The sequence below is a fragment of the Roseateles amylovorans genome, from assembly GCF_025398155.2.
Classification (GTDB): Bacteria; Pseudomonadota; Gammaproteobacteria; order Burkholderiales; family Burkholderiaceae_C; genus Roseateles; species Roseateles amylovorans.
This window is the reverse complement of the sequence record NZ_CP104562.2, coordinates 3,031,333-3,045,019: the sequence shown is the minus strand read 5'-3', so window position 1 is coordinate 3,045,019 and position 13,687 is coordinate 3,031,333. Positions and strand designations below refer to the sequence as shown.

Sequence of the window (13,687 nt, the reverse complement as noted above, 5' to 3'; positions counted from 1 at the left end):
ACACATGCCCACCCGCTCAGCCCCACGCACGTCCGACACCAGCGGCCCGATCACCGGGCAGCCGGCCCTCAGCGCACCTGGCTGTCCTTGTAGTAGCCGCTGTCGACCAGCGTGGCCTTCCAGTTGCCGGTGTCCACCGACACCGGCTTGAGCAGGATGGCCGGCACGACCTTCACGCCGTTGTTGTAGGTCTTGCTGTCGGTGATGGCCGGCGTCTTGTTGGTCAGCACCGCATCCACCAGCGTGGCGGCCGACTGGGCCAGCGCGCGGGTGTCCTTGAAGACGGTGCTGGTCTGCTCGCCCTTGAGGATGGACTTGACCGACGGGATCTCGGCGTCCTGGCCGGTCACGATCGGGCACGGCAGGCTCTTGCTGCAATAGCCGGCGCCCTTGAGCGAGGACAGGATGCCGATGCTCATGCCGTCATACGGCGACAGCACCGCATGCAGGCGTTCCTTGCCGTAGTAGGCCGACAGCAGGTTGTCCATGCGGGCCTGGGCGGCGGAGGCATCCCAGCGCAGCGTGCCGACCTTGCCCATGCCCAGCTGCTTGCTGCGCACCACCAGCTTGCCACTGTCGATGTAGGGCTTGAGCACCGACATGGCGCCGTCGTAGAAGAAGGTGGCGTTGTTGTCGTCCGGCGATCCGCCGAACAGCTCGATGTTGAACGGGCCCTTGCCCTGTGCGAGGCCGAGCTTGTCGATGATCGACTGGCCCTGCATCACGCCGACCTGGAAGTTGTCGAAGGTGACGTAGTAATCGACGTTCTTGGTGCCGCGGATCAGGCGGTCATAGGCGACGACCTTGATGCCGCGGTCGGCGGCCTTCTGCAGCACGCCCGACAGCGCCGATCCGTCGATGGAGGCCACCACCAGCACCTTGGCATTCTTGGTGATCAGGTTCTCGATCTGGGCGAGCTGATTCGGGATGTCGTCTTCGGCGAACTGCAGGTCCGCGCGGTAACCCTTGTCCTTGAAGGCCTTGACCATGTTGTCGCCGTCGGCGATCCAGCGGGCGGAACTCTTGGTCGGCATCGCGATTCCGACCAGGCCCTTGTCCTGCGCGTGGGCGGCGGTGCCCAGGGTCATCATGCAGGCCGTCATCAGGCCGCCCAGCGCCAGGCGGCGCGTGATGCTGTGAAGTGTCATGTCTTCGTCTCCGTTGTTGCTTGTCTGACAAGGAGACCCTCACGGCCCCCTGTCCGTCCGCATTCAAATCGTTCATTGCGATCGCGCGGCGCCCGAGCATCGCATGAACAACCACTGAATGCATCCTGAACATTCCCTGAATGAATCAAGGGTGGCTGCCACTCGGCAAGCGGCGTACCAGCCCCTTGAGAGGCCGACCAGGGCGCCACGCCTGCCCACCATCGCGGTCAGAGCCCGCCAGCACGCGGTTCTGGAGCGCGGCGCTTTTTCGGAAGGGCTGCCAGGAAACTGCGCACATGGTCGCGTTTCGATATCGATCTCGGTATCGATGCCGACATCGAATTCATCGCCCACACAGCAGGCTGACGCCACCGCAGCAGCCCAGGCCGCCTACGCCGCTGACGCCGCCCGCATCGTCATTGCTGCCGTCGCCGTCATTTCCGTCATCGCCGTCCCACCGTCACTGCGAGTTGCTTCGCCCAGGGCTGGCCGGTTTCTTCACGCGCGTCCCCGCCGGATCCCGAGTGTTCTGACCTTCGGGTCGCAGCGTGACCAGCACGATGTCATTGCTGCGCATCGGCACACGCCAGTCGAGTCGGCCCTTCGCGCCGATCCGGATCGTCTGGCTCGTTTCGGGACGGTCTTGCGTCAGCCCCTGCAAGCGGCTCAATTGATCCGCATTGAGGGATACCGGCGAGCCCATCTCCAGCCAGGCGGTGAACGCATCATTGCGTTGATGCCCGGTGCGCCGCACCTCCACCCGATAGCGCCCCGGGGTCAGGGCATGCCATTGCAAATGGACCGGTCGGGCCTGTCCAGCGGGCACTGGCCGGCCGAAGAAAGTCCGGTTGCTCACTGGCTGATCCGGCGTCTGCCAATCCCAGACCAGGGCGGTGGCTTGATCCCCGTCGCGGGTGGCCAGGACTTGATCGTCGGACGGGACGGGTGTGCCGCCCTCCGCCGGCCTCACCGGGATCTCCAGGCCGCGCAAGGCGTTCAGGTATTTGTAGGCGAACCATGCCGGCTTGCGGACGCCTTCGCGCGTCATCAGACCGAAGCCGCCATGGAACGGTGCGGGCGGTGGACCGGCTTCCTCGAACAGGTCGCTGTAGGTCCAATAGCTCATGCCCTGCGCCAGGCCGCGGGTCTGGCGCAGCTTGGTGAGGATGTAGGGCGCGCTGATGTAGCTGTCATGCACCAGGTCGCGCGGGTTGTAGCTGGTGCTCCATTCGGTGATGAAGAGCGGCAGCCCGGGAAAATCCGAGGCCTGGATCTGCTCACGCACCCGACGCACATCACCGACGATCGCGTCGGGCGACGGTGAAAGCTTGCGATCCTCCACGCCGTGTTCGTCAAGGAAGCCGCCGTCCACGCCGTAGGTGTGGGTGGTGACGAAGTCCACCGGCACCTGCACCGACTTCGCATAGGCCAGGAACGGCACCACCCAGTCGGCACCCGCCGTGGCCGGACCGCCCACACGCAGCGCCGGGTCAACGGCCTTGAGCACCCGGGCCGTGTCCGCATACAGCGCGAAATAGGCCGGCTGGTCGGCCTTCTCCCAGAACCCGTCGAGGTTGGGTTCATTCCACACCTCGAAGTACCAGCTGCGGACCTCCGCCGCGCCATAGCGCTGGATCAGGTGCCGCGCGAACGCATCCACCAGCGCGCGCCAGGCGGCGGGCTCCGGATGCGAGGTGTTGCCCTTCCAGTAGAAGATGGTCTGCGGCGAGGTGGCCATCGCCGCCGGGGTGAAGCCCAGTTCGACGAAAGGCTTGATGCCGCGCGCCAGCAGGCCGTCATAGAGCCGATCGATGCCGCTGAAGTCGTAGACCGTCTGCCCGTTCTTCACTGTGACCGTGCCCAGCACATCATGGAAGATGGCGTGGAAGCGGATGAAGCGCATGCCGAGTTCATCGACCATCGTCTTGACCTGGCCCAGGCTGTCCTCGCGGCCCAGGGTGCCGGGGAAGTCCGCACCGATGGAGAGGTCGTGCGCACGGTCCATCGGCTGCGTCGCCGCCTTCAGGTCCAGCACGAAGGTCCGGGGTTGCAAAACGGGTGCGGCCGCGCCGCCGCTGGTCGCACCGAACGCGGCGGGCGCCGTGGCCGTCGCCGCCAGTGCCACCATCCAGGCGAGTGCGTGAGGTGCGCGCGACCGACGCGGCAATGGCAATCCGCCCGACACATCGCCTGTCACGCGGCTCGCAGCCCCAGCCGCGGCGTCAATGCGCCGCATGCGCGCCTCCCGCGTTGGCCGCCCTGCCCTCGCCGCCCTCGCCCTCGCCCTCATCATCGGCGCCCAGCGTCACCGGGAACGGTGCCAGCCACGCCAGCACGATCGGCGGAATCGAGAACAGCAGCACCAGGCCGAAGAACGAGGCGTACTGCTGCCCCACCGCCGCATAGACCCAGCCGCTGACGCTGCCGGTGGCCCACTTGGTCAGCGCCATCACGCCGGTGGCCATCGCATAGTGGGTCATCTTGAACGGCCCCGGAGCGATCTGCTGCATCATGTAGAGCATGTGGCCGACCGAGCCCATGCCGAAGCCGAACTTCTCGATGGCGACGATGCCGCCGATCACCCACAGGTCATTGGGCAGCGCATGGCTCAGGTAGTAATAGGTCAGATGCGGCAGGTTGAGCGCAATCGCCAGCAGGAAGAACGAGCGCCGGAGCGTCATCTTCGCTGCAATGAAGCCGCCCAGGAAGGCGCCCGCAATGAAGGCCACCGTGCCGGCGGTGCCGTAGATGTGCCCCAGCGCCGCGTTGTCCAGGCCGAGCCCGCCCACGCTGCGCGGATCCAGCAGGAACAGCGGGCCGAACTTCTCGATGAAGCCCTCGGCGAAGCGATAGAAAAACACCACCGCCAGCATCATCCAGATCGACGGTTTCTGGAACAAGGTGACCCAGGACGCCCGCAGCGCCACCATCGCGGTGGCCAGGTCCTTGCCGTGCACGGCGGCCGGTGCGCCCGGCGGCAGCACCCGCAAGTGCCACAACCCGAAGCCGCCCATCATGCCGGCCGCGCCCAGCATCACCGCCATCCAGCAATGCACCCAGCTCCAGCCCAGGGACTGGTGCAGCCAGCCAGTCAAGGAGACCAGCAGGCCGGAGGCCACCACCGCCCCCAGGTTCCAGCACATGCCCTGGAGCCCGGCGTAGCGGGCCTGCTCCCGGGGCGGCATGGTGGTCATGAAGACGCCGTCGGCGACGATGTCCTGCGTGGCCGAGGCAAAACCGGTGATCCAGAAGAACGCCAGCGACGCGCGGAAGAACCCGTCCAGCGGCAGGCAGAAGGCCACCGCGCCCAGCGAGGCCATCATCAGGAACTGCATGGTGATCACCCACCAGCGCTTGGTCCGGTAGGGCTCCAGCAGCGGGGACCACAGGGGCTTGAGCACCCACGGCAGGTACATCTGCGAGGTGTAGAGCGCGATGTCCTCGTTGGACACGCCCATGTTCTTGTAAAGGATGGCGGCCACCGCACCGACCAGCACATTGGGCAACCCCATGGCCAGATACAGCGACGGGACCCAGGCAAGCGGATGGCGTTTCATCTCGGCCTCGACAGGAGGAGTGGCGGGCGTGGCGCCATCCGGCGTCATGCCGGACGGCGCAGCGCCGGGGACGGCGGTGGTGGAGAGGTCGGCGCTCATCGCGTTCCTTTCTTGGGCGGCGCGTTCAGCGCCTGCAGGGCCGCCGACACATAGACGAGCGGCGCATTCCAGTTGATGGCGACCTCATTGCTGGCATAGCTGCAGAAGTGGTCGAGGTAGGACAGCGCCGGCGCGCTGGCGGGATAAGGCACCGGGCAGTCGGACTTGTCCTGCTGCCCCGGATTGGCGCCGCCGACGATGAAGCCGGGGATCGGCGCCGCCACGCCATCGGCCTGCGACGGCCGATGATGCGGATGCATCGGTGACACGCTGCCGAAGCCGGTGACCATGGACAGACCCAGCGGATTGCGGCCCATGACGTAATCGAACAGCGACTGGGCCGCATCCAGCGCGTCCTTTCGGGCCGGCGAACCGGCCGGCGCCAGGCGGGCCGCCTGAATCAGCATCAGCGCCTGGTTCAAGACGGTCGAGTTGCTGCCCCAGTCGAAGTCCTTGGCCTGCATCGACACGCGCCAGGCCGAGTGCCGCCATCGCCCGACCAGCTCATCGCCCAGCGTCCGCAGGCGACTCTCGATCAGGGCGCGGTCGGCCGCCGGGGTCAGCGCCGCGCGGTGCTGAGCCAGCGAGACCCAGGCCAGGCCCTTCACATCGCCCCAGGCCGGCACGGTGGCCGCGGTGCTGGCCGGTGCCATCGCCTGATAGAAGCGGTCATCCCGGGTGGTGATGTAGAGCTCGGCGGCGGCCCAGGCGAATTCATCATCGAGCTTGTCATCGCCGTACTCACCGGTGACGACATCCGGCGGCTGCCGATAGACGGCGTCCGGATGGGCCTTCGCCCACGCCCACGCCGCCTGAGCGGCCTTCAGCAGCCGGGACGAGCGGCCGGGCGATTGCGCATCGAACGGCGCCAGCACCCGGCTGGCGGTGGCCATCACCGCCGCAAAGTCCAGCGTGGCCGCAGTGCTCTTCTGCACCACGTAGCGCTCCGCATCGGCGCGGTCCGGCATGACCACGCCGTCGAACTTCAGGTTGGTGAGCTTGTGATAGACGCCGCCATCGGCGGGGTCCTGCATCGTCAGCATCCAGTCGATGTTCCAGAGCGCCTCGTTGAGCAGATCCGGCACGCCGTTGCCGCTTTCCGGCAGCCCCACCGTCAGGGACTGGAACAGCGCCGGATAGTGTTCGTAGGCGGCCAGCAAGGTGTAGACGCTGATGCCGGAGTTGACGATGTACTTGTTGTAGTCGCCGGCGTCATACCAGCCTTTGGGACTGTCGATGACGCTGCCTTCGCGCCGCTCCGGCCCCACCGCCGACGCATGCAGCCGCACCTGGGTGTCCGCATGGCCGGCGGGCCGGGCATACACCCCGGCCAGCGCCGGTGTGAGCGCGAGGCTGGCTCGATTGAAATAGAACGCCCGGATCGCGGCGGCGCTGAGCGGCAGGTACGCGTCCGCAGCGATGCGGAACACCGCCGACGAGCCCACGCCCGGCACCTGGACCCGGTAGCGACCCGGCGTCTTCAGCGCGGACAGATCCGCCAACTGCACCTCGATCTGCGCCGGCGCCCACAGGGCCGGCGCACCCAAGGCCCCCCTCAGAACCACCTGACCGGTGCGGTCATCGAGGACCTCGAACCGGCGACCGATGGTGCGGGGCTTGCCGCCGCCGGGCTGGCCGACGGGCTCGCCGCCGGACGTCGGTCGGCTGGACCCGATCGTCGGCACCACGGCCCATTTCGCTGCGCCGGGCGGGAAGCCGAGCTGATTGATCTGAATGACTGGCTGCGCGGTCAATACCGCTGCGGGCGCGGACGCGGACGCGGACGCCACCTTCGCCACAGGCACAGCAGGCGCCTGCGCCCACGCCGCGGGCAGCGCCACGGCGGCGCCCAGGCCCGCGAGCCACGCGCAAAGTCCGCTCACCGGCGAGCGGGACATCGCCGCGCCACACGGCGACAGACGCTGGCCGACCACGGCCGTGTGCCCGCCACCGCAGGTCGCGGTCGGGCCGGTTCGACGATTCCGGGAGTGCACCCGCATCGTGTTGTCTCCTGTTCGACGGCGCCTGTGTCGGCGCTCTTGATCGTGGAAAGCCGGCCGCCCCATGACGGCCGGAAAAAGTCCTCAATGCATGCGCGCATCCCTGCAGCAGGGCCGAGCGGCGCGCCCCGAGCACCGGAGGCGAGAACGGCAGAGACGGCGGTGCATGACCACCCGCCGGTCTGCGTCGCTCGCGGGACCTCGAAGCGCGCCACCCTGGATCATTGCGGCGACCAGTCCAGCGAAGCGCCCTCGGCCTGCACCGGGCTGCGCACGCCGTCGACCTCGATCGACCAATCCCGCAACAGGCCTTCATCGATCACCGCGCGGTACCGGTCGCCATGACGCTCGACCTGACCCCGTGCGGCGATCGATCCGTCCAGCGCCGGCACCACGAAGGCGGCGCTGGCGCCGTCATCGAGCGCAAACACCCGCAGCACCACACCGCGACCGTAGTCGTAGTCCGGCCGCTCCGTCTCCGCGCCCCACGGCAGCACCGAATTCGGCGCGGCATAGAGCGGCAGGCTCAGGAAGTCGTGCGTCTCGCGCCGCCAGCGACCGCCCTGCACCACCTCGCCGCTGAGCAGATGGGTCCATCGGCCGTCCGGCAGATAGACATCCACCTCGCCGCTCTCGGTGAACACCGGCGCGACCAGCAGGCCATCGCCGAGGTGATATTGGCGGTCCAGCGTCGCGCAGGCCGGATCGGCCGGATGCTGCATCACCGGGCTGCGCATCATCGGCACACCGGTCTCGGTGGCCTCGATGGCCACCGCATACAGGTAGGGCATCAGCTGGTGCTTGAGGCGGGTGAAGCGACGCAGGACGTCGCAGCTTTCCTCGTCCACCAACCATGGCACCCGGTAGGAGCTGCTGCCGTGCAGACGGCTGTGCGACGACAGCAGACCGAACTGGATCCAGCGCTTGTAGACGGCCGGCGGCGGGTTGCCCTCGAAGCCGCCGATGTCGTGGCTCCAGAACGCAAAGCCGCAGCTGGTCAGCGACAGGCCGCCGCGCAGGCTCTCGGCCATCGATTCGAAGTTGGACCAGCAGTCACCGCCCCAGTGCACCGGGAAGCGCTGACCGGAGGCATAGGTCGAGCGGGCAAACACCACCGCCTCGTCGCCCTTGACCTCCTTGAGCAGGTCGAACACGACCTCGTTGTAGCGCAGCGCATAGAGGTTGTGCATCTCGACCGGATCGGCGCCGTCGTGATAGGTCACATCCCGGTCGGGAATGCGCTCGCCGAAATCGGTCTTGAAGCAGTCCACCCCCATGGCCAGCAAACGCCGCAGATGGCCCTGGTACCAGGCCACGGCAGCGGGATTGGTGAAGTCCACGATGGCCATGCCCGGCTGCCAGAGGTCGGTCTGCCAGACCCGGCCGTCGCGGCGCTTGATGAAGTAGCCCTCGCGCGCGCCTTCGGCAAACAGTCGGGACCGCTGGGCCACATACGGATTGATCCAGAGGCTGATCTTCAGCCCCTTGTCGCGCAGCCGGGCCAGCATGCCTTGCGGGTCCGGGAAGCCGCGCGGATCCCATTCGAAGTCGCACCACTGGAACTCGCGCATCCAGAAGCAGTCGAAATGGAACACCGCCAGCGGCAGCTCGCGTCGCGCCATTTCGTCGATGAAGTGGGTGGCGGTGGCCTCGTCGTACTGGGTGGTGAACGAGGTCGTCATCCACAGGCCGAAGCTCCAGGCCGGCGGCAGTGGCGCGCGGCCGGTCAGCGCGGTCAGGCGCCGCATGACGTCCTTGGGCGTCGGACCCGCGACCACGCAATAGTCCAGGCTTTCGCCCTCGCGGCTGAACTGCACCCGCGAGGTCTTTTCGGAGGCCACCTCGAAGGAGACGGGGCCGGCCTCGTTGACCAGCACGCCGTAGCCGCGGTTGCTCAGGTAGAACGGCACGCTCTTGTAGGCCTGCTCGCAAGCGGTGCCGCCGTCCTTGTTGGTGTTCTCCACCACCTGGCCGTTCTTGATCCACGGCGTGAAGCGCTCGCCCAGGCCGTAGACATACTCGCCCACGGCCAGGCTCAGTTGTTCATGCACCTGGGTGGTCGGGCCGGGACACTGCAGATAGCCCAGCGCACGCCAATCGCTGCGGGTGAGCACCCGGTCGCCCTCGCGGAAGGTCAGGCCGTAGCCCTCGCCCTTCTTGACGTCGACCGACAGCGCCCCGCTGGTGATCGTCACCCGCGTCTCGGTCTCCTGCACCTGCAGCGCCACCGCAGTGGCGCCCGGCATCGGCACGTGCAGACGCGGCGCCTGCGAGGCGATGTAATGGGCGACGCTGACGCGGATCACGCCCTCGATCGGCGAACGCAGGGTGACGGTGAGCACCGGTCCCTGCAGGGTGTCGCCGCGATGCTTGATCGGACGTGTGGTGACCAGCAGCACCACGCTGTCCTCATGCACATCCACGGCATAGGTCTCGGTGGCGTAGTGCGCCGCCACACCGGGCTGCAACAGCCATTGCCCGTCGGTGAACTTCATGGGTCTCCTTCTTTTATCTCGCTGCAAGCCGCGTGTTTAGCGATAAATCAGCGTAACTATGGTACAAACGACGGCTCGTTGGCACGCCTTGAAGCGGTCGCGAGCATAGAGCATTCGCGGGAGCGATCATCTCCGGACAAGCGAGCATTCCGGCCTGTGAAGGCCGTCTCGTTACCCACCGTTTCGTTCGCTCAACCTCCCTGTGGCCAATCATGCCGATTTCGATATCGAAGTCCCGGAACAATTGATTGGATCTGGATCGGCGACCTGCCTAGCATGTCCGCCAACCGGGCTACCGCCCCCAGTGACCCTCGAACCGCAGAAAGACCCATGACCGAGGCAAAGAAGATCAAGCTCCGTTCGGCCGAATGGTTCGGCACGCAGGACAAGAACGGCTTCATGTACCGAAGCTGGATGAAGAACCAGGGCATTCCGGACCATGAGTTCCAGGGCAAGCCGATCATTGGCATCTGCAACACCTGGTCCGAGCTGACGCCCTGCAACGCCCACTTCCGCAAGCTGGCCGAGCATGTGAAGCGCGGCATCCTGGAAGCGGGTGGCTTTCCGGTGGAGTTCCCGGTGTTCTCCAACGGCGAGTCCAACCTGCGCCCCACCGCCATGCTGACCCGCAACCTGGCGAGCATGGACGTGGAGGAATCGATCCGCGGCAATCCGATGGATGCGGTGGTGCTGCTGGTGGGCTGCGACAAGACCACGCCCGCGCTGCTGATGGGCGCGGCCAGCGTGGACCTGCCCACCATCGTCGTGACCGGCGGTCCGATGCTCAACGGCAAGCTGGGCGGCAAGAACATCGGCTCCGGCACCGCCGTCTGGCAGTTGCATGAGCAGGTGAAGGCCGGCCAGATCTCGATGCACGACTTCATCGCTGCCGAGGCCGGCCATTCGCGCTCGGCCGGCACCTGCAACACGATGGGCACGGCCTCGACCATGGCCTGCATGGCGGAATCGCTGGGCACCTCGCTGCCGCACAACGCGGCGATTCCGGCGGTGGATGCGCGCCGCTATGTGCTGGCGCATCTGTCGGGCATGCGCATCGTCGAGATGGTCTGGGAGGACCTGAAGCTGTCCAAGGTGCTGACCCGCGAGGCCTTCGAGAACGCCATCCGCGTGAACGCGGCGATCGGCGGCTCGACCAATGCGGTCATCCATCTGAAGGCGATCGCCGGACGCGTCGGCGTGCCGCTGGAGCTGGAGGACTGGACCCGCGTCGGCCGCGGCACGCCCACCCTGGTGGACCTGCTGCCCTCGGGCCGCTTCCTGATGGAAGAGTTCTATTACGCCGGCGGCCTGCCGGGCGTGCTGCGCCGCCTGGGCGACCATGGCCTGCTGCCGCACAAGGACGCGCTGACCGTCAACGGCAAGAGCCTGTGGGAGAACTGCCACGACGCGCCGATCTATGACGAAGAGGTCATCCGCCCGATCGCCAAGCCGCTGATCGAGGACGGCGGCATCTGCGTGCTGCGCGGCAACCTGGCGCCGCGCGGCGCGGTGCTCAAACCCTCCGCCGCCACGCCGGCGCTGATGCAGCACCGCGGCCGCGCGGTGGTGTTCGAGGACTTCGAGGACTACAAGGCGCGGATCTTGGATCCGGAGCTGGTCTGCGACAAGGACTCCATCCTGGTGATGAAGAACTGCGGCCCGCGCGGTTATCCGGGCATGGCCGAGGTCGGCAACATGGGCCTGCCGCCCAAGCTGCTGGCGCAGGGCATCAAGGACATGGTCCGCATCTCCGATGCCCGCATGAGCGGCACCGCCTACGGCACCGTGGTGCTGCATGTGGCGCCCGAAGCCAAGGCCGGCGGCCCGCTGGCGGTGGTGCGCGAAGGCGACTGGATCGAACTGGACTGCGCCAACAACCGCCTGCACCTGGACATCCCCGATGCCGAACTGGCGCAACGTCTGGACGTTTGGCAGGCGGCGCAGCAGCCCGACCCGGCGGATGCCAGCGGCTACCGCAAGCTCTATGTGCAGCATGTGCTGCAAGCCGACGAAGGCTGCGACTTCGACTTCCTGCGCGGCTGTCGCGGGTCGGCGGTGCCTCGGCACTCGCACTGATCGGGCGCGTCGGACCGATTGCGGGGGTCGCACTGGTCGCACCGATTGCACCAACCGCACCAACTGCACCAATCGAACGAATCGCAGGGATCAAGCGCCAGGACCGACCCAGTGTCGGTCCTGCGCGGGGTGGCCATCGCCAAGGGGCTTCGATCTTTGCCTTCTCAGCCGCTGGGCTTTCGTCTGCAGGTCTGGGGACCTGGAGAGGCGCCCGGTTCGGCGCAGGATTCGCCAGAGGTAGACAAATAATTTGCTCGAAAAAATAACGCATGCGGCAGCTGGCAATGTTAATAATATATTCGAGCAATTTCCCGAAATTAAACTGCAAGCCATTCCAAGGATATACCATCAGCGCAAAGACTAGGAAAATCTGAAAAACGCTCAAATCCTTTATCAATTCGACGCACTTAAAGGCCGAGCGACTGCGCAATGCAAGTTTCGAAAAACGGTCTCTCACAAACCTGCTCTTGGAATCGCAACATACTGATGGATAACTCTCAGACTTCCCCATCAAATCTCCATCGGCCGATAATTCCAGGAAGCCAGAAGTCGCCAACGGCAACTCGCGGGGATCGACAGACCTTCAGGTTTCTCGCCTCAGCTCGCGATCTCGATCGCTCCATTTCTCTCCTTCAGGAAGTAACCATTTCCTAACGGCAAACTGGGCTTGGCTGGCTTTCAAAAAATCCAATAAAAACTCTTCGTTGTAGCGATAGTGCGCCGCTCTCTTCAGCGAATTGAAACGTGATTAATTGAGCATGGCAAGGTGAAATATGCTTCAATGTCGTATTTGCTTTGGGCTTGGCCTCTTTACGACGTATCCATTTGCGCGCATGGCCGCAATGAACTCCTCCCTGCGCTCAGAATGACTAGCCAAATATATCTCGCAGCAATCAAAAAACATTCTTGAGAAGTCTTCCTTCTGGTATATCACCAAAGGCAAAGGAAAATTCCATTCTCTCGGATCAGCCCAAGCAAAGTAGCTGCCTTCTCTTACGTCACCTGTGACCTCTGATGTGACTATTGAACGCTTTGCCCAGGCCCCAATTTCTGTACGTTGCTCCGTGTCAAAAGTAACTCCATGCTTAAGCAATCTAGTCATGTGATCCATAACCATTCCTGTTTTGAAGTAGCCATCAGCACCGTCGATGACGAAAGATACAGCTGCGCCGAAAGCGGCGTGCTGCTTAGGATCATATTTTGAAGACAACAAATAAAAGCTGGCCGTCATCTTTTCCAGAATTCCAATAAATAGCCGCCACTTATCCAGAGGAAAATTTGGTTGAAAGCCACCTTGCTGGATCTGTACCGCTTGTAGCGGCAAATTCCGGTTGTACTGCACCGTGATCACGCCATCGAGGCCAAATCCGTTAGACTCAACGAATTCAAGGAAATTAGCAAGAACATAAGCAATAAGGAAAGATGAGAAATTGTATACCGAGCAAAATTCCTTAAAATTGATTCTCGCGTGGTTCTTTGCCAATCCTGAAGAGGCCGCTTCTAAAGAGAGTCTTCAACCGATTTCGCCGGGAAGAGAATGTCTCGAAGTCATCTATAACATCCCCAATCTTTTTGGTGACGCAAAACACACATGCATCGTGCTCCTGCTCCTCAACAGGGAATCCGTTCAGTTGCAGCGCTGTGCGATCAATTTCTGCAACCAATTCAGGGCCAAAGTAGTTCGCCCAGGCAATGTTTGCAAGTCCACGTTTCTCCAGCCCGATTGGGGGGAGGCCATCTATGAAGTCACTTGTTGCGAATGACAAATCAGCGTCTTGGCCAAATACTCCTTCGGAAGTTTCTTTACCTGTGAAAAGATGAAGTGTTCCGTAGGTCGCCTGCAGCAGATTACAACTCTCCTTAAATAGACGAAACCAATTCACTCGTGGGTCATATTTATACTCCAGCAATAACCATGCTGGATTTACTTTTCCTTGGACATTTACCGAGCGATGCGTCATATGCCCTCGTCCTTTAATTGCTTTACTTCGCACCCATAAAACATTAGACTTTGCAACAAAGGAAACTCCTGAGGAGCAAATTTTCACCTCTGGTGCCCAGTATTTTTCGGCGGAAGATATTCCCGAGAAAATATTCTGTAATGGTTCGGAATTGCCAATTCTCTCTGGGAACAACCGCGAATCTGCCGACCCCATCATGCGAAGGAGAGCTTCCCCGATGGCCCATTTTGATGAGTCAACTTGACCGATGATTGAAATACGAACTGATTGCATACCTACATCAGCCTCAACTACTGGAGGCATTGGATTCGCTTGTCAATAAAATGTCACGCATTTGAGAACAATAATATT

General features: G+C 63.9%; 8 protein-coding genes. 1 reads left to right on the top strand and 7 read right to left on the bottom strand.

Going from position 1 to position 13,687, the window contains the following annotated elements; all coding sequences use genetic code 11:
• Positions 1-68: 68 nt before the first annotated feature.
• The 5 genes from chvE to yicI form a co-directional block, all read right to left on the bottom strand.
• Entirely contained in the window at positions 69-1,103 is a 1,035-nt protein-coding gene (gene chvE, locus N4261_RS12800) for a multiple monosaccharide ABC transporter substrate-binding protein (RefSeq protein WP_261760698.1), read from the bottom strand.
• Between the two features lie 505 nt (positions 1,104-1,608).
• Positions 1,609-3,276: a GH39 family glycosyl hydrolase gene (locus tag N4261_RS12795; protein ID WP_261760518.1), complete on the bottom strand. Its 1,668-nt coding sequence runs from the start codon at positions 3,274-3,276 to the stop codon at positions 1,609-1,611.
• 94 nt (positions 3,277-3,370) lie between these two features.
• The gene (locus N4261_RS12790) at positions 3,371-4,804 is read right to left on the bottom strand and encodes an MFS transporter (protein WP_261760517.1); all 1,434 of its coding nucleotides are present in this window, start codon (positions 4,802-4,804) and stop codon (positions 3,371-3,373) included.
• The gene (locus tag N4261_RS12785; protein WP_261760516.1) at positions 4,801-6,804 is read right to left on the bottom strand and encodes a glycoside hydrolase family 9 protein; all 2,004 of its coding nucleotides are present in this window, start codon (positions 6,802-6,804) and stop codon (positions 4,801-4,803) included. Before N4261_RS12785 ends, N4261_RS12790 begins: the two co-directional genes overlap by 4 nt.
• A gap of 221 nt (positions 6,805-7,025) precedes the next feature.
• Positions 7,026-9,299, bottom strand: coding sequence for an alpha-xylosidase (gene yicI, locus N4261_RS12780; RefSeq protein ID WP_261760515.1), 2,274 nt, complete (start codon positions 9,297-9,299; stop codon positions 7,026-7,028).
• 330 nt (positions 9,300-9,629) lie between these two features.
• Between yicI and N4261_RS12775 the strand changes: the two genes are divergently transcribed.
• Positions 9,630-11,375, top strand: a complete 1,746-nt coding sequence (locus tag N4261_RS12775) for an IlvD/Edd family dehydratase (RefSeq protein WP_261760514.1) — start codon at positions 9,630-9,632, stop codon at positions 11,373-11,375.
• A 778-nt stretch (positions 11,376-12,153) separates the two neighbouring features.
• Here N4261_RS12775 and N4261_RS12770 read toward each other — a convergent pair.
• Together N4261_RS12770 and N4261_RS12765 are read right to left on the bottom strand one after the other, a co-directional pair.
• The gene (locus N4261_RS12770) at positions 12,154-12,858 is read right to left on the bottom strand and encodes a hypothetical protein (protein WP_261760513.1); all 705 of its coding nucleotides are present in this window, start codon (positions 12,856-12,858) and stop codon (positions 12,154-12,156) included.
• A complete protein-coding gene (locus N4261_RS12765) occupies positions 12,827-13,639 on the bottom strand; it encodes a hypothetical protein (protein WP_261760512.1) in 813 nt (270 codons plus the stop codon). The genes N4261_RS12770 and N4261_RS12765 overlap by 32 nt, the downstream gene beginning before the upstream one ends.
• Between the last annotated feature and the right edge of the window lie 48 nt (positions 13,640-13,687).